Here is a 17006-nt window from a genome sequence, read left to right as displayed (position 1 = left end):
CGGCACCCCGTCGGGAACCTCGGCGGATCGAACGAGCGGGCGCAACGGAAAACACCACAAAACTACGGCAACCACCCCGCCCGGCGCGCGGCGACCACGGCCTCGCCGCGGGTGCGGGCCCGCAGCTTCCGCATGGCCGACCGCAGGTACCCCTTGATGGTCTCCGGCGTCACCCCCAGGCGCTCCGCGGCGACCGCGTTCGTCGCCCCCGCCGCCACACACGCCAGCACGTCCACCTCGCGCGGCGCGAGCCGGACCCGGGGCGACCCGGCGGACTCGGCCGTCAGCAGCGCACACGCGCCGAGCAGCTCCGCGCGCAGCTCCGGGTCCGCGATCCGCGGCGCCAGTGCCCGCAGGGCCGTGTGCGCCTCCCGCACCTGCTCCCACCCCGGGCCCGTCCCGTCACCGGCACCGGCCTCGGCGGCGAGCGTGCGGGCCTCGTCCCGGACCACCAGCGCCCGCTCCAGGTCCCGCGCCGCCTCCACGGCCACGTCCAGCATCCGCCCGCCCAGCGGCAGGGCCGTGCGCAGCGCCCCGTACAGCACCCCGCGCACCCGGTGGCGCACCACCACCGGCACGGCCAGCACCGAGCGCAGCCCCTCCGCGGCCACCGGGGCGTCGTACTCGTGGCTGATCTGCCGCGACGCCGAGTAGTCCGTCACCACGCACGGCCGGGACAGCGCCACCGTCTTGCCGCCGAGACCGGTGCCGGACGTCACCGCCAGCGAACGCAGGGCGTGCGTCGCCGTGCCGCTCAGTTCGCTGATGCGCATCTGCTGCCCGGCCTCCATCAGGCCGCCGAACGCGATCGGAAGGCCGGTGCCCCGCCGCAGACGCAGCAGCGCGTTCCGTATCTCGACCGCGTCGGACGCGTCCGTCGTCACCTGATCGCCCCTTCACTACGGCTCCTGTGCGGGCGCACCCCCCGTTCGGGGGTAGTGAGACCTGCATCACGGATTACACGATGGCTCAGAGCCGCCCGGCAATGGTCCGGTACCCAGGAGGACAGATGACATCGGCGACGGAGCTGTTCCGCAACGCGCGGGATTTCCTGCTGGAACACCGCGACGACTACCCCACCGCCTACGCGGGCTTCCGCTGGCCCCGCCCCGAGTACTTCAACTGGGCGCTCGACTGGTTCGACGTGATCGCCGACGGCAACGCCCGCACCGCCCTGCACCTGGTCGAGGAGGACGGCCGCGAGACCCGGCTGTCCTTCGGGGAGATGTCCGTACGGTCGGCGCAGTTCGCCACCTGGCTGCGCGACCGGGGCGTGCGCGCCGAGGACCGGATCCTCGTCATGCTCGGCAACCAGGCGGAACTGTGGATCACCGCCCTCGCCGCGATGAAACTGCGCGCGGTGGTCATCCCGGCCACCCCGCTGCTCGGCCCGGCCGACCTGCGCGACCGCGTCGAGCGCGGCCGGGTCCGGCACGTCATCGCGCGCCCCGAGGACACCGGCAAGTTCGCCGGGGTCCCCGGCGACTACACGCGCATCGCCGCGGCCGCCGCGGGCGCGGTGCCGGACGGCTGGCTGCCGCTGGACGACGCCTACGAGGCCTCCGCCGACTTCACCCCCGACGGCCCGACCCGGGCCGACGACCCGCTGATGCTCTACTTCACCTCGGGCACCACCGCCCGGCCCAAGCTCGTCGAGCACACCCACACGTCGTACCCGATCGGCCATCTGTCGACCATGTACTGGATCGGCCTGAAACCCGGCGACGTGCATCTGAACATCTCCTCACCCGGCTGGGCCAAGCACGCCTGGTCCAATCTCTTCGCCCCGTGGAACGCCGAGGCGACGGTCTTCCTGCACAACTACACGCGTTTCGACGCCGTCCGTCTCATGACGGAGATGGACCGGGCGGGCGTCACCACCTTCTGCGCCCCGCCGACCGTGTGGCGCATGCTCATCCAGGCCGACCTGACGCAGCTGCGCACCCCGCCCCGCGAGGTCGTCGCGGCCGGTGAGCCGCTCAATCCCGAGGTCATCGAGCAGGTCCGCCGCGCCTGGCACCTCACCATCCGGGACGGCTTCGGCCAGACCGAGACGGCCGTCCAGGTCGCCAACAGCCCCGGCCAACCGCTCAAGACCGGTTCGATGGGCCGGCCGAGCCCCGGCTACCGCGTCGAACTCCTCGACCCCGTCTCCGGCGCACCGGGGGCCACGGAGGGCGAGATCGCACTCGACCTGTCGGATCGCCCCGTCGGCCTGATGACCGGCTACCACGGCGACGCGGACCGCACGGCGGAGGCGATGGCCGGCGGCCACTACCGCACGGGCGACGTCGCCTCCCGGGACGACGAGGGCTACCTGACGTACATCGGGCGCAGCGACGACGTCTTCAAGGCCTCCGACTACAAGATCAGCCCGTTCGAGCTGGAGAGCGCGCTGCTGGAGCACGAAGCGGTCGCCGAGGCGGCGGTCGTGCCCGCCCCGGACGAACTCCGGCTCGCCGTCCCCAAGGCGTACGTCGTGCTGGCCGAGGGCTGGGAGCCCGGCCCCGACACCGCCAAGGTCCTGTTCGAGCACTCCCGCGAGGCCCTGGCCCCCTACAAGCGCATCCGCCGCCTGGAGTTCGGCGACCTGCCCAAGACCGTCTCCGGCAAGATCCGCCGGATCGAGCTGCGTGAGGCCACGGCGGCCGGGTCGGACGCCGAGTACCGCGAGGAGGACTTCCGGTGAACTCCTACAGCCACGGCACCGGCGCGACGGCGCTGCTCGGCGACACCATCGGGGCCAATCTGGACCGGGCCGTGGCGGCCTGGCCGGACCGCGAGGCCCTCATCGACGTGCCCTCCGGACGGCGCTGGACGTACGCCGAGTTCGGCGCGGCGGTCGACGAACTCGCCTCCGCCCTGCACGCCTCCGGTGTCGCCAAGGGCGACCGGGTGGGCATCTGGGCCGTCAACTGCCCCGAGTGGGTGCTCGTCCAGTACGCCACCGCCCGCATCGGCGCGATCATGGTGAACATCAACCCGGCGTACCGCACCCACGAGGTGGAGTACGTCCTGAAGCAGGCGGGCGTGTCCCTGCTGTTCGCCTCCCTCAGCCACAAGACGAGCGACTACCGGGCGATGGTCGAGCAAGTGCGCGGCGGCGTCCCGGAGTTGCGGGAGGTGGTCTACTTCGGCGACCCGGGCTGGGAGGCGCTGCTCGGAAGGGCGACCCCCGACGCGACGTACGACGAACTCTCCTGCGACGACCCGATCAACATCCAGTACACGTCGGGCACCACGGGCTTCCCTAAGGGCGCGACCCTCTCCCACCACAACATCCTCAACAACGGCTATTTCGTGGGTGAGTCGATCGCCTACAGCGAGCAGGACAGAATCTGCATTCCCGTCCCGTTCTATCACTGTTTCGGCATGGTCATGGGGAATCTGGCCGCCACCTCGCACGGCGCCTGCATGGTCATCCCCGCCCCGTCCTTCGACCCGAAGGCGACCCTGGACGCCGTCCAGCAGGAGCGCTGCACCTCGCTCTACGGCGTCCCGACCATGTTCATCGCGGAGTTGAACCTCCCCGACTTCGCCTCCTACGACCTCTCCTCCCTGCGCACCGGCATCATGGCGGGCTCGCCCTGCCCGGTGGAGGTGATGAAGCGGGTGGTCGCCGAGATGCACATGGCGGAGGTCTCCATCTGCTACGGCATGACCGAGACGTCCCCGGTGTCGCTGCAGACCCGCAGGGACGACGACCTGGAGCACCGCACCGGCACGGTCGGCCGGGTCCTGCCGCACATCGAGGTCAAGATCGTCGACCCGGCGACGGGAGTCACCCGACCCCGCGGCACGGCGGGCGAGTTGTGCACCCGCGGCTACAGCGTGATGCTCGGCTACTGGAACGAGCCGGAGAAGACCGCCGAGTCCGTCGACGCCGGCCGCTGGATGCACACGGGCGACCTCGCCGTGATGCGCGAGGACGGCTACGTCGAGATCGTCGGCCGCATCAAGGACATGATCATCCGGGGTGGGGAGAACATCTACCCCCGCGAGATCGAGGAGTTCCTCTACGGCCACCCCAAGATCCAGGACGTCCAGGTCGTCGGCGTCCCGCACGAGCGCTACGGCGAGGAGGTCCTGGCCTGCGTCATCGCCCGCGACCCGGCCGACCCGCCGACGCTGGAGGAGGTGCGGGCCTTCTGTGAGGGGCAGTTGGCGCACTACAAGGTCCCGAGCGGGGTGCGGATCCTCGACTCCTTCCCGATGACGGTGTCGGGGAAGGTGCGCAAGGTGGAGCTGCGGGAGAGGTTCGCGGACGGCTGAGGGGAGCGGCCACGCCGGTCACAGCGGTGCGCGCATGCACACCCGCGGCCAGCGGTCCAGGCCGTGCGCCGCCTCCGTCGCGCGGATCGCGCGGAGGCCGGGCGTGAGGTCCGCCTCGGGGAGGGGCCGGAAGCCGAGGCGGGCGTAATAGGGGGCGTTCCACGGGACGTCCGTGAAGGTGGTCAGCGTCAGGGCCGTCAGGCCCTCCTCGCGGGCGCGGCCGGCGGCGTGGGCCAGGAGGGCGCGGCCCACGCCCCGGCGTGCGGCGCGCGGGTGGACCGAGACCTGCTCGATGTGCAGGGCGCCGTCCACGGGTTCGGCGAGGAGATAGGCGGCCGGCAGGTCCCTCTCGTCCACCGCGACCCAGCAGCGGCCCGCCCGGCGGTAGCGCTCCAGGGTGTCGAGCGCGGGCGGTTCGTCGTCCGCGATCTCCGGCATGCCGAGGTCGCGGAAGGGGGCTCCGGCGGCCCGTTCGATGTCCTGGAGGGCCGGGAGTTCGGCTCGGGTGGCGAGGCGGATACGCATGCCGTGAGTATGCGGGGCCGTGGAGTGCGGGGTCAGGGTGCTCCGCTACCCGGCGCCGGTGGCGGCCAGCGTCTCGGCCGGGGCGTTCACCGGCCTCGGGGTGCCGGTGAGGTCCAGCACGAACAGCGGGACGCCGAGGGCGTCGGCGCGGGCCCGGGCGTCGTCGGCGTACCCGGCGAGGGAGAAGTAGAGGCAGTCCGCGGACTCCGTCATGGCCGTCAGCCACAGGCACTCCACGTCCCGCAGGCTCGCCGGGCGCACCGCCGGATCCACCTGGGCGACGACACCGCGGGCGGCGAGACCGATGCCGCAGGGCGGACGCTGGTCCGCCCTGCGAACGCCCCGGTAGCCGAGCCAGCGCAGATACAGGGCGGTGGCCGTGACGGCATCGCGCGCGGTACGGATCGTGACGGAGAGGAAGGGGGGCCGGGCGGAACGGGCGTCTGCGGCGACCGCCGCGGCATCTCGCAGGCCGGGGGGCGTCCCGGGCGTGCCGTGCTGGTCGGCTGCGCGCTTCCGGTCGGGCTGGTGGGCTGCGCCCTGCTGGTCGGGAAGGTCGGCTGCGCCCTCCTGGCCGGGCGGGCCCTGTCGGCCGGCCGTACCGCTTCGGCCGTTGCCCGGGTCCTGGGCGGCTGCCGTTGTGCGCGCCGTGCAGTCCTGGTCGGGCTCTGGACCCTGGGCGGCTGCCGTGCCGTCCTGGTCGGGCTCTGGGCCCTGGGCGGCTGCCGTTCTGCTCCCGTCACCCGCAGCGGCCCGCCCCGTCGAACCCCGTTCCGCCACCACCGCCACCCGCAGCACCGCCCCGCACGCGCACCCCATCTCCGGGCGCGGCCACTCCCCGCGGCGCCCGCAGGAGCCGCACCGCACCGTCACCCAGTCGTCCTGCCAGACCCGGTGCGATACGGGCGTCGCCGAGCCGTCGCGGTCCAGGCGCGGGGCGACCGGCGCGCCGCACACGCAGGGGTACGCCGGTGCCGTGTAGCGGTGCTCGCGGCGGCAGGCCGGGCAGCGCACCGGAACGGTCTCGGCCATGGCCACTCCAGAACCGTGTCGCATCGGGGCAAGGAGCCCATCGTGCTCCCTCCGGCCCCGCCCTGTCCGGCGCTTGCCGTCTCTTGACGCCCTTCGCCCGCCCCACATACATTCATTCCAGATCGTAGAAAACAATTTCCGCAATACGGAAGAGCTCACCGCGGGGCGCGACGGGAGTGCGAATCCGACAGCCGAAGCAGGAGTACTCGATGGCTCGAATGACCGCTGCCCGCGCGGCAGTTGAGATCCTCAAGCGTGAGGGCGTCGCCGACGCGTTCGGTGTCCCCGGCGCGGCGATCAACCCGTTCTACGCGGCGCTCAAAGCCTCCGGCGGCATCGCCCACACCCTCGCCCGGCACGTCGAGGGCGCCTCGCACATGGCCGAGGGCTACACCCGCACCCACCCGGGCAACATCGGTGTCTGCATCGGCACCTCGGGCCCGGCCGGCACCGACATGATCACGGGCCTGTACTCCGCGATCGGTGACTCCATCCCGATCCTGTGCATCACGGGCCAGGCCCCGACCGCCGTGATCCACAAGGAGGACTTCCAGGCCGTCGACATCGCCTCCATCGCCAAGCCGGTCACGAAGATGGCCGTCACGGTGCTGGAGGCCGCGCAGGTCCCGGGCGTCTTCCAGCAGGCCTTCCACCTGATGCGCTCCGGCCGCCCCGGCCCGGTCCTCATCGACCTGCCGATCGACGTCCAGCTGACGGAGATCGAGTTCGACCCGGAGACGTACGAGCCGCTCCCGGTCTACAAGCCCGCCGCGTCCCGCGCCCAGATCGAGAAGGCCATCGGGATGCTGAACGCATCCGAGCGGCCGCTGATCGTCGCGGGCGGCGGCATCATCAACGCCGACGCGGCCGAACTCCTCGTCGAGTTCGCCGAACTGACCGGCACTCCGGTCGTCCCGACCCTGATGGGCTGGGGCCTGCTGCCCGACGACCACGGGCTGAACGCCGGCATGGTGGGCCTGCAGACCTCGCACCGCTACGGCAACGCGACCTTCCTGGAGTCCGACTTCGTCCTCGGCATCGGCAACCGCTGGGCCAACCGCCACACCGGCAAGCTCGACGTCTACACGGCCGGGCGGACGTTCGTGCACGTCGACATCGAGCCCACCCAGATCGGCAAGATCTTCGCCCCGGACTACGGCATCGCCTCCGACGCCAAGGCCGCCCTGGAGCTGTTCGTCGAGGTCGCCCGCGAGCTGAAGGCGGACGGCAGGCTGCCCGACCGTTCCGAGTGGGCCGAGGCCGCGCAGGAGCGCAAGGCGACCCTCCAGCGCCGTACGCACTTCGACGACATCCCGATCAAGCCGCAGCGCGTCTACGAGGAGATGAACAAGGCCTTCGGCCCGGAGACCCGGTACGTCTCCACCATCGGCCTCTCGCAGATCGCCGGCGCCCAGATGCTGCACGTCTACCGGCCCCGGCACTGGATCAACTGCGGCCAGGCCGGCCCGCTCGGCTGGACCATCCCGGCCGCGCTCGGCGTCGCCAAGGCCGACCCGGAGGCGTCCGTCGTCGCGCTCTCCGGCGACTACGACTTCCAGTTCATGCTGGAGGAACTCGCCGTCGGCGCGCAGCACCGGATCCCGTACGTCCACGTCCTGGTGAACAACTCCTACCTGGGCCTGATCCGGCAGGCGCAGCGGGCGTTCGAGATCGACTTCCAGGTCAACCTGGAGTTCGAGAACCTCAACTCCCCGGAGCTCGGCGTCTACGGCGTCGACCACGTGAAGGTCGCCGAGGGCCTCGGCTGCAAGGCGATCCGCGTCACCGACCCCGCCGAGCTGGGCGACGCCTTCGAGCAGGCCAAGAAGCTGGCCGCGGAGCACCGGGTCCCTGTCGTCGTCGAGGCGATCCTGGAGCGCGTCACCAACATCTCCATGTCGACCACCAACGACATCGGCAACGTCGTGGAGTTCGAGGAGATCGCCACAGAGCCGGGCCATGCCCCGACGTCGATCACACCGCTGAAGGTCTGAGACCCACGCGGCAGGAGGGGCGGCCCGTCCGGGAGGACGGGCCGCCCCTCACGTGTTCCCGGCCCGGCCCCCTCGAACGGCGCCGGCCACCTCACTCGCCGCCTCCGCCTCCACCGCCCCCGCCGCAGGAGAGGAAGGCGCCGCCACCGCCGTTCGTACCGCGCCGCGAGTCCTTGAGGGGGGCCGCGCGGCCCACCTCGGCCCGGCGGACCAGACCCGCCCGCAGGGCGAACCGCGGCACCAGCAGCCGCAGGGCGGCCTCACCGTGCAGGGCGACCAGCAGCAGCCGCTCGTGGTCGGTCAGGCCGTGCCGGCGCGCCGGCAGGGGATGCTCGTGCCGCAGCTCCCGGACGTGGCGGCGGGCGGCGCGGGTCGCTCCGAGCAGGGGGTGGCGCAGCAGGCCCGCCTCCGCGAGCGGGATGCGCATGACGGCCACCGCGAGGCGGATGTCGGGATCCTTCACCAGGGCCTTGGGCTCCGCGGGCGCGCGCAGACAGCCGTGCACCGCGGTAGCGAGGGGAGAGGGCTGCCGCACGGCCTCCACCGTTTCCACGGCGTCCGCGACACGGGCCCGGAGCGTCCCGGGGAGGTCCGCCTCCACCAGGCCCCGCAGATGCAGGTCCACCACGGCGACGGTGACGGCGGCCCGCGGGCCTTCCCCCAGCAGTGCGATCTCGTGCGGCTCCAGCCGGACCGCCGTACCGTCGCTCATGGCTTCACCCCCGTACCGGGGCCCGCCGCCCCCGTGCCGACGGGCCCCGTGAACGAGAATGTGCCCGGCCCCGGGGGCTGTTGAAGCCCCCGGGGCCGGGTTCAGAGGTTGATTTGAGGGTTCCGTACGGGCTGTACGACCGGTGCCGTAGGCGCGCTCACGCCTCGTGGTGCTCCGACAGCCCCGGCCAGTCGTCCGGCCCGCCGCCCTGCCACTCCACGAGGTCGCTCTCCGCGACGTCCGTGACGTACAGGTCGGCCAGCCGCAGGATCTCGGCGACGTCGTCGGTGTGGGTGGCGACGCCCAGCGGCTCCTCGCCCAGGGTGACCCGGCGGGAGCCGTCCAGGGCGGGGGCGTGGACCACGACATGCGGTTGCTCGGTGGGAGGTGCCATGCCTTCAGGCTGCTGCGAACGGGACCGATCCGCACCCTGGGAACGGCTGGCCGTCCGGCGGCGCGAGGCTGGGCGCGACAGGACGTTCGCGCCGCCGGACGGGGTCTGGGGGAGAGGGGTGGGTGGTGCTGGGACCGCGGCGGGTGCGACGGGCTCCGGGGCCGGTTTCCCTCAGGTCGAGAAGCCGGTCCGGGCCCTTCACCACCGCACTGGCTCGCAGCCGCCGCGGTCCGCGCCCTGACCGTGTCCGTGCCCGGGGGACCACCCCTCATCCGGGTCGCCCCGGGCGGTCGGACACGGTCAGGGAGTTCAGTCCTCGCGCAGGGCGCGGACCGCCTCCTCCACGCGCCGCCCGTACTCGGGGTCGGCGGCGTGGAAGTGTGCGAGGTTCTTCTCGATCACGTCGTCGCGGGAGACCTGGGACAGGCCCCCGGCGATGTTCGCGACCAGGCGGGACTTCTCCTCGGCGGACATCAGCCGGAACAGCTCGCCGGCCTGGAAGAAGTCGTCGTCCTTGGTGTGCGCGGGCGCCTCGTGGGTGCCCGTGTGGCCGTTCACCGCCAGCGGCGCCGCGAGCGGGCGGCCGGTCTCGACCGGGCCGTCGTAGGAGTTCGGCTCGTAGTTCTTGGCGTACCGGCCCTGCGGGTTGGATGCCATGAGGCCGTCCCGGCCGTAGTTCTGCGCGGTCGTGGCGCGGGGCGCGTTGACGGCCAGCAGGGTGTGGTTGACGCCCAGGCGGTAGCGGTGGGCGTCCGCGTAGGCGAACAGGCGGCCCTGGAGCATCTTGTCCGGGGAGGGGCCGATGCCGGGCACGAAGTTGTTCGGGGAGAACGCGGCCTGCTCGACCTCGGCGAAGACGTTGTCCGGGTTGCGGTCCAGCACCAGCCGGCCCACCCGCCTCAGCGGGTAGTCCTGGTGCGGCCACACCTTGGTCAGGTCGAACGGGTTGAAGCGGTAGTCCGCCGCCTCGGCCGCCGGCATCAGCTGGACGTGGAGCGTCCAGGACGGGTGCACACCGCGCTCGATGGCCTGGAGCAGGTCCGTCTGGTGCGAGTTGGGGTCCCTGCCGGCGATCTCGGCGGCCTGCTCGCTGCTCAGGGACCGGATGCCCTGGTTGGTCTTGAAGTGGTACTTGACGAAGAAGGCCTCGCCCCGGCTGTTCGTCCACTGGTAGGTGTGCGAGCCGTAGCCGTTCATGTGCCGGTACGAGGCCGGGATGCCGCGGTCGCCCATCAGCCAGGTCACCTGGTGCGTGGCCTCGGGGGAGTGCGCCCAGAAGTCCCAGACGTTGTCCGGCTCCTGACGACCCGTGAACGGGTCGCGCTTCTGCGAGTGGATGAAGTCCGGGAACTTGATCGGGTCCTTGATGAAGAACACCGGGGTGTTGTTCCCGACGAGGTCGTAATTGCCCTCCTCGGTGTAGAACTTCACCGCGAAACCGCGTGGGTCGCGCACCGCGTCCGCGCCGCCGAGCGAGTCGGCCACGGTGGAGAAGCGCAGGAACACCTCGGTGCGCTTGCCGACCGCACCGAGGAAGTCGGCGTGGGTGAAGTCCGTGACGTCGTCGGTCACTTCGAAGTGGCCGTACGCACCCGAGCCGCGGGCGTGCACCACGCGCTCCGGGATGCGCTCGCGGTTGAACCGCGCCAGCTTCTCCAGCAGATGCTGGTCCTGGAGCAGGAGCGGGCCGCCGACGCCGGCGGTGGCGGAGTTCTGGTTGTCGGCGACGGGGGCGCCGGACTCGGTGGTGAGCACGCGCTGCGACATCGTGACCTTCCGTACGAGAGGGCAGCGGAAATATGTTTCCGCTTTGTGGAGCCTAGGGTCGGGGCGAGCGGAGCGTCAACAGTTTGTTGAAGCAGTGGGCATGGCTGGTTCCGGGCGGCGCCGCCCCTTTGGGCGCGACAGGACAGGTGTCAGCGGCGACGCCGCCCGGGGATCGGGGACCCTCGGGGTCACGAGGGTCGGGGGAGGGTCAGACCTGGGCGCCGGAGAGCCGCTCCACGGCCCGCAGCAGCGCCGAGTGGTCGAGGCCGCCGTCGCCCTGCGCACGCAGGGACGCGACCAGCTGGGCGACCACGGCGCCGACGGGCAGGGCCGCGCCGACGTTGCGGGCGGCGTCGGTGACGATGCCCATGTCCTTGTGGTGCAGGTCGATCCGGAAGCCCGGCTTGAAGTCCCGGCCGAGGAAGTTGTCCTTCTTGCGGGTCAGCACGGTCGAGCCGGCGAGCCCGCCGCCCAGGACGTCCAGGGCCGCCTTCAGGTCCACGCCGGACTTCTCCAGGAACACCACGGCCTCGGCGCACGCCTGGATGTTCACGGCGACGATCAGCTGGTTGGCGGCCTTCACGGTCTGGCCGGAGCCGTGCGGACCGCACAGCACGATGGTCTTGCCGAGCGCCTCGAGGATCGGCTTCGCGGTGTCGAAGTCGGCCTGCTCGCCGCCGACCATGATGGACAGCACGGCCTCGATGGCACCGGCCTCACCGCCGGACACCGGGGCGTCCAGGACGCGGATGCCCTTGTCCTTCGCCGCCTTCGCCAGGTCGACCGAGGTCTGCGGGGTGATCGAGGACATGTCGATCAGCAGCGCGCCGGACCGCGCGTTCTCCAGGATGCCGTCCGGGCCGTAGGCGATGGCCTCGACCTGCGGGGAGGCCGGGACCATCGTGATGACGACGTCGGCGTCCTTCACGGCCTCGGCGATCGAGGAGGCAGCCGTGCCGCCGGCGGCGGCCAGCCGGTCCAGCTTGTCCTGCTCCAGCGTGAAGCCGGTGACCTGGTAGCCCGCCTTGATCAGGTTCTCGGACATGGGGGAACCCATGATGCCGAGGCCGATCCAGGCGACCTTGGGAAGTGCGTTGCTCATGATGGGGGTGCCTTTCGGTACGGGGGTCAGCGGGCCAGCCAGTCGAAGGCCTCGGCGCTCGGGCGGTCGCCCGGCTTGTACTCGAGGCCGACCCAGCCGTCGTAGCCCGCCTTCTTCAGCTGGTCGAGGAGGTCTTCGAGGGGCAGCGAGCCGGTCCCCGGCGCACCGCGGCCCGGGTTGTCGGCGATCTGCACGTGCCCGGTCATCGAGGCGAAGCGCTCGATCACCGCGGGGAGGTCCTCGCCGTTCATGGACAGGTGGTAGAGGTCCATGAGGAAGCGGGCGTTGCCCAGCCCCGTCGCCTCGTTGACCCGGTCGACGACGGTCACGGCCGCCGGGGCCGACACCAGCGGGTACTGCGGGGACTCGGGCCGGTTCAGCGCCTCGATCAGCAGGATCGCGCCGATCCGGTCGGCGGCCCGGGCCGCGAGGGCCAGGTTCTCCAGGGCGAGCGCGTCCTGCTCGGCCGGGTCCACGCCCTCGACGCGGTTGCCGTACAGCGCGTTGAGCGCCGTGCAGCCCAGGGAGGCGGCGAAGTCGGCGGCCACGTCGATGTTGGCGCGGAACCGCTCCGACTCCTCACCGGGGATCGACAAGGCGCCGCGGTCCGGGCCCGGGAGCTGTCCGGCGTAGAAGTTCAGGCCGGTGAGCTGGACGCCGGCCTCCTCGATCGCGCGCTTGAGGGCGTCCAGCTCGGACTGCTCGGGGACCGGCGAGTCGACCCAGGGCCACCACAGCTCGACCGCGCTGAAGCCCGCCGCGGCGGCGGCCGCGGGGCGCTCCAGGAGGGGGAGCTCCGTGAAGAGGATCGACAGGTTGACGTTGAAGCGCTGGTCTGCGAATCCCATCGGGGCGGCGCTCCCTTCCTTGTCTTCGGTGGTGCTTGCCTTCAGCAGCCTGTTATTCCGTATTGTGGAATCATGTTTCTGCTTAACGGAAGATTGCCTGCGGGGTGGGAGGGCTGTCAAGAGGGGCTGCCGGAAAGTCCGTCCCGCGCGTTAGGTTGAGCGCGTGCGACTGAGAGTGGAGTTCACGACCGAGCCGTTCGACCTGGACGAGGCGCCCGCGCACGCGGTGGTGGCCCGCGAGGTCGTGGAGGCCGCCGAGCTGGACGCCGTGGACGTGGGCCCGTTCGGCAACACCGCCGAGGGCGGTGCCGACGCGGTGCTCACCGCCGTGGACGCCCTGCTCCGCAAGGCCCTGGAGGCCGGTGCCACCCGGGTCTCGCTCCAGGTCAACGTGGTCGAGGAGGGCGAGGCGTGAGCGGCGCGGGGGACGAGCCGTTCATCGCGGCCGTCAAGCCCCTGGTCGACGCCATGGGCGGCGAGATGATCCCGCCCGACGAGGCCGGCCCCGACGACGTCGTCCTGGCCTGGGAGGGCAGGGACGCCGTCGCCGTACGGCTGCCCCAGCTCGCCGACTCCCTCGATCACATCCTGGCCGCCATGGAGCGCCGCAAGGGCATGCCGCTGGCCGATCTGGATCGCAGGGCCAAGCAGGAGGTCGTACGGATACTCGAGGCGCGGGGCGCCTTCTCCGTACGACACGGGGTGGAGACCGTGGCGAGCGCCCTCGGCGTCAGCCGCTTCACCGTCTACAACTACCTCAACCGCGAGAAGGGGGCCTGACCGCACCGCGCCGCACGGTCCGGTTTCGCGCCACCGAATTTTCAACAAACTGTTGACGTGCTGTCGCGGAAGGGCGTTAGCTATCGGCACGCCCGTTCAGCACGAAGGCCGAATCCGGCCACGGAGGCTCCCGTGACTTCCACTTCCACGCCGCCGGGCCTGGCCCGGTTCAACACCCTCGAGGAGCACGCGGCCCACGCCGCGCTCCACGAGGCGTGCGCCTCCATGGCGTGGGCGAAACGCCTGCTGGCCACCCGCCCCTACGCCACCGCCGAGGACCTGTACGCCGCGAGCGACGCCGCCATGGCGGAGCTGACGGCGGCGGACCTCGACGAGGCGATGGCCGGCCACCCGCCCATCGGCCGCCCCAAGCCCGGTGACCCCACCTCGGCCCGGGAGCAGCGCGGCATGGCCGGCGCCTCCGACGCACTCAAGGCGGAGATGCTGGAGCTGAACCTCGCCTACCAGGAGAGGTTCGGCCATGTCTTCCTGATCTGCGCCACCGGCCGGACCGGCGAGCAGATGCGCGACGCGGTCAGGGAGCGGATCGGCAACACACCGGAGCGGGAGCGGGAGATCGTCCGCACCGAACTGGGGAAGATCAACCGTATCCGGCTCGCCGGCCTCGTCGAAGACGACTGAAGAGGACGCCCGACCATGAGCACCAGCACCACCGCATCCGTGTCCACGCACATCCTGGACACCAGCGTCGGCCGCCCCGCCGGCGGCGTCGCCGTCCAGCTCTCCGCCCGCTCCGGGCGCACGGCGGACTGGCAGGCGCTCGGCGGCTCCGCCACCGACGCGGACGGCCGGTGCAAGGACCTCCCGGCGCTGCCGGAGGGCACCACCCACGTACGGCTCGACTTCGCCGTCGAGCCGTACTTCGAGAAATCTGCGAACCAGCAAGCCGATGCGCAGCAGGACGCCCCCGCGAATCGGGACAGCGGTGCGTTCTTTCCAGAGGTAGCGATCACCTTCGCCGTAGAGCCCGGTGAGCACTACCACGTACCGCTGCTGCTCAACCCGTTCGGCTACTCCGTATACCGAGGGAGCTAGCTAGAGATGCCCACGATCCTGGGACAGAACCAGTACGGCAAGGCCGAGAACCGAGTCGTAAAGATCACGCGGGACGGCGCCACCCACCACATCAAGGACCTCAACGTCTCGGTCGCGCTCTCCGGCGACATGGACGAGGTCCACTACTCCGGCTCGAACGCCCACGTCCTGCCGACCGATACCACCAAGAACACGGTGTACGCGTTCGCCAAGGAGCACGGCATCGAGTCCGCCGAGCAGTTCGGCATCCACCTCGCCCGGCACTTCGTGACCTCGCAGGAGCCGATCAAGACGGCCCGGATCCGCATCGAGGAGTACGCCTGGGAGCGGATCGACGCCTCCGACGCCAACTCGCAGTTCATCGGCGCCGACGAGGTCAAGCACTCCTTCGTCCGCAAGGGCCAGGAGACACGGCTCACCCAGATCACCTACGACGGTGAGCGCTGGGAGGTCGTCTCCGGGCTGAAGGACCTCGTCGTGATGAACTCGACCAACTCCGAGTTCTGGGGCTACGTCAAGGACAAGTACACGACCCTGAAGGAGGCCTACGACCGCATCCTGGCCACCGAGGTCTCCGGCCGCTGGCGGTTCAACTGGACCGACGACGAGCAGCGCATGCCCAACTGGGAGAAGTCCTACGAGCAGGTGAAGAAGCACATGCTCCAGGCCTTCGCCGAGACCTACTCGCTCTCGCTCCAGCAGACCCTGTACCAAATGGGTTCGCGGATCATCAACAACCGCAGCGAGATCGACGAGGTCCGCTTCTCCCTCCCGAACAAGCACCACTTCCTGGTGGACCTGGAGCCGTTCGGGCTGAAGAACGACAATGAGGTCTACTTCGCCGCCGACCGCCCCTACGGCCTGATCGAGGCGACGGTCCTCAGGGACGGCTGCGAGGCGAAGATCCCCGTGGACCTCACCAACCTCTGAGGTTCCCTCATTCGGCACCCGTGGCCGGGGAACCCTTCTCCCGGCCACGGCACTCAAAACTTCCGGGGTCCTGCCGTGCCCTCTCCACCACAGCGCAAAGGACGAACCATGGCAGCAGACCGGCGCATCGTCATCGAGAACTGTGCGATCGCGACCGTCGACGGACACGACACCGAGTACGCCTCAGGGCACGTCGTCCTCGCCGGCAACCGCATCGAGTCGCTCGGCGCGGGCAGGGCCCCCGACGGCCTGGAGAACGTCGCACGCCGCATCGACGCCTCCGGCCACCTCGTGACCCCCGGCCTGATCAACACCCACCACCACTTCTACCAGTGGATCACCCGGGGCCTGGCCACGGACCACAACCTCTTCAACTGGCTCGTCGCGCTCTACCCGGTCTGGGCGCGCATCGACGAGCCGATGGTCCGCGCGGCGGCCCAGGGCTCGCTCGCGATGATGGCCCGCGGCGGCGTCACCACCGCCATGGACCACCACTACGTCTTCCCGCAGGGCTCCGGCGACCTCTCCGGCGCGATCATCGGCGCCGCCCGCGACACGGGCGTCCGCTTCACCCTCGCCCGCGGCTCCATGGACCGCAGCGAGAAGGACGGCGGCCTGCCCCCGGACTTCGCCGTCGAGACCCTGGACGGGGCGCTGGCCGCGACGGAGGAGACCGTCCGGCAGCACCACGACTCCTCCTTCGACGCCATGACCCAGATCGCCGTCGCGCCCTGCTCTCCCTTCTCCGTCTCCACCGAACTGCTGCGCGACGGCGCCCAGTTGGCCCGCCGCCTCGGCGTCCGGCTGCACACCCACGGCTCGGAGACCGTGGAGGAGGAGAAGTTCTGCCACGAACTGTTCGGCATGGGCCCGACCGACTACTTCGAGTCCACCGGCTGGCTCGGCGAGGACGTGTGGATGGCGCACTGCGTCCACATGAACGACTCCGACATCGCCGCCTTCGCCCGGTCCCGCACCGGCGTCGCGCACTGCCCGTCCTCCAACGCCCGCCTCGCCGCCGGGATCGCCCGCGTCCCCGACATGCTCGCGGCCGGTGTCCCCGTCGGCCTCGGCGTCGACGGCACCGCCTCCAACGAGTCCGGCGAACTCCACACCGAGCTGCGCAACGCCCTCCTCATCAACCGCCTCGGCGCCCACCGGGAAGCCGCCCTGAACGCCCGTCAGGCCCTGCGCCTCGGCACGTACGGCGGCGCCCAGGTCCTCGGCCGGGCCGCGGAGACCGGCTCCCTGGAGCCCGGCAAGCTCGCCGACCTCGTGCTCTGGAAGCTGGACACCCTCGCCCACGCCTCCATCGCCGACCCGGTGACCGCCCTGGTCTTCGGCGCGGCCGCCCCGGTCACCGCGTCCTTCGTGAACGGCCGGCAGATCGTCGAGGACGGGCGGCTGCTCACGGCCGACGAGGACGCCATCGCCCGCGCCACGCGGGACGAGGCCCAGCGCCTGGCGAAGATCGCCGCCGAGGCCTGAACACCCGGATGACTCCGGCCGGGAGGGACGGCTCCCGGCCGGTGGCCGTGGACCCGAGCGGGGACCACGGCGGTCGTCTCCGGGGTGCGCGCGTGGACGCGCGCAC

Annotated in this window: 17 protein-coding genes; 9 read left to right on the top strand and 8 right to left on the bottom strand. The window is 71.4% G+C overall.

The genetic code is table 11. The features are described from left to right. Window positions 1-62 precede the first annotated feature (62 nt). Window positions 63-884 (bottom strand): helix-turn-helix transcriptional regulator, encoded by an 822-nt coding sequence (locus IE153_RS32400; RefSeq protein WP_189593296.1) that lies wholly within the window; start codon window positions 882-884, stop codon window positions 63-65. A gap of 125 nt (window positions 885-1009) precedes the next feature. Here IE153_RS32400 and IE153_RS32395 point away from each other — a divergent pair, with 125 nt between their 5' ends. Together IE153_RS32395 and IE153_RS32390 are read left to right on the top strand one after the other, a co-directional pair. Beyond that, window positions 1010-2689, top strand: a complete 1680-nt coding sequence (locus IE153_RS32395) for an AMP-binding protein (protein WP_189593295.1) — start codon at window positions 1010-1012, stop codon at window positions 2687-2689. Continuing rightward, complete coding sequence (locus IE153_RS32390) at window positions 2686-4272, top strand: AMP-binding protein (RefSeq protein ID WP_189593294.1); 1587 nt, start codon at window positions 2686-2688, stop codon at window positions 4270-4272. The genes IE153_RS32395 and IE153_RS32390 overlap by 4 nt, the downstream gene beginning before the upstream one ends. Before the next feature lie 18 nt (window positions 4273-4290). Here the strand turns inward: IE153_RS32390 and IE153_RS32385 are convergent, their stop codons facing one another. Further along, complete coding sequence (locus tag IE153_RS32385) at window positions 4291-4797, bottom strand: GNAT family N-acetyltransferase (protein WP_189593293.1); 507 nt, start codon at window positions 4795-4797, stop codon at window positions 4291-4293. A gap of 45 nt (window positions 4798-4842) precedes the next feature. After that, window positions 4843-5829 (bottom strand): hypothetical protein, encoded by a 987-nt coding sequence (locus tag IE153_RS32380; RefSeq protein WP_189593292.1) that lies wholly within the window; start codon window positions 5827-5829, stop codon window positions 4843-4845. Window positions 5830-6038: 209 nt separating this feature from the next. Here IE153_RS32380 and gcl point away from each other — a divergent pair, with 209 nt between their 5' ends. After that, on the top strand, window positions 6039-7823 hold the full coding sequence (gcl, locus tag IE153_RS32375; protein ID WP_189593291.1) for a glyoxylate carboligase: 1785 nt from the start codon (window positions 6039-6041) through the stop codon (window positions 7821-7823). A 91-nt stretch (window positions 7824-7914) separates the two neighbouring features. Here gcl and IE153_RS32370 read toward each other — a convergent pair whose 3' ends face one another. From IE153_RS32370 to IE153_RS32350, 5 genes are all read right to left on the bottom strand, one after another. Next, window positions 7915-8535: a TIGR04222 domain-containing membrane protein gene (locus IE153_RS32370; protein WP_189593290.1), complete on the bottom strand. Its 621-nt coding sequence runs from the start codon at window positions 8533-8535 to the stop codon at window positions 7915-7917. 157 nt (window positions 8536-8692) lie between these two features. After that, complete coding sequence (locus tag IE153_RS32365) at window positions 8693-8929, bottom strand: hypothetical protein (RefSeq protein ID WP_167526512.1); 237 nt, start codon at window positions 8927-8929, stop codon at window positions 8693-8695. Between the two features lie 309 nt (window positions 8930-9238). Further along, window positions 9239-10696: a catalase gene (locus IE153_RS32360; RefSeq protein ID WP_189593289.1), complete on the bottom strand. Its 1458-nt coding sequence runs from the start codon at window positions 10694-10696 to the stop codon at window positions 9239-9241. A 208-nt stretch (window positions 10697-10904) separates the two neighbouring features. After that, window positions 10905-11798 (bottom strand): 2-hydroxy-3-oxopropionate reductase, encoded by an 894-nt coding sequence (locus IE153_RS32355; protein ID WP_189593288.1) that lies wholly within the window; start codon window positions 11796-11798, stop codon window positions 10905-10907. A gap of 26 nt (window positions 11799-11824) precedes the next feature. Continuing rightward, complete coding sequence (locus IE153_RS32350; protein WP_189593287.1) at window positions 11825-12646, bottom strand: TIM barrel protein; 822 nt, start codon at window positions 12644-12646, stop codon at window positions 11825-11827. Window positions 12647-12809: 163 nt separating this feature from the next. Here IE153_RS32350 and IE153_RS32345 point away from each other — a divergent pair, with 163 nt between their 5' ends. The 6 genes from IE153_RS32345 (at window position 12810) to IE153_RS32320 (ending at window position 16900) form a co-directional block, all read left to right on the top strand. Then, the gene (locus IE153_RS32345) at window positions 12810-13061 is read left to right on the top strand and encodes a thiamine-binding protein (RefSeq protein WP_097221692.1); all 252 of its coding nucleotides are present in this window, start codon (window positions 12810-12812) and stop codon (window positions 13059-13061) included. Next, entirely contained in the window at window positions 13058-13426 is a 369-nt protein-coding gene (locus IE153_RS32340) for a helix-turn-helix domain-containing protein (RefSeq protein WP_189593286.1), read from the top strand. Before IE153_RS32345 ends, IE153_RS32340 begins: the two co-directional genes overlap by 4 nt. Before the next feature lie 132 nt (window positions 13427-13558). Further along, window positions 13559-14068, top strand: a complete 510-nt coding sequence (uraD, locus tag IE153_RS32335; RefSeq protein WP_189593285.1) for a 2-oxo-4-hydroxy-4-carboxy-5-ureidoimidazoline decarboxylase — start codon at window positions 13559-13561, stop codon at window positions 14066-14068. A gap of 15 nt (window positions 14069-14083) precedes the next feature. Continuing rightward, entirely contained in the window at window positions 14084-14482 is a 399-nt protein-coding gene (gene uraH / locus IE153_RS32330) for a hydroxyisourate hydrolase (protein ID WP_189593284.1), read from the top strand. Window positions 14483-14488: 6 nt separating this feature from the next. Then, window positions 14489-15412 carry a factor-independent urate hydroxylase gene (gene pucL, locus IE153_RS32325; protein ID WP_189593283.1) on the top strand — a complete coding sequence of 308 codons (924 nt, stop codon included), beginning with the start codon at window positions 14489-14491 and terminating at the stop codon, window positions 15410-15412. A 108-nt stretch (window positions 15413-15520) separates the two neighbouring features. Next, entirely contained in the window at window positions 15521-16900 is a 1380-nt protein-coding gene (locus tag IE153_RS32320; RefSeq protein ID WP_189593282.1) for an 8-oxoguanine deaminase, read from the top strand. The last annotated feature ends 106 nt before the right edge of the window (window positions 16901-17006 follow it).

The organism is Streptomyces massasporeus (assembly GCF_014648995.1).
Classification (GTDB): domain Bacteria; phylum Actinomycetota; class Actinomycetes; order Streptomycetales; family Streptomycetaceae; genus Streptomyces; species Streptomyces massasporeus.
Note: the sequence above shows the minus strand (reverse complement) of the source record. Positions and strands in the feature narration are given on the sequence as shown.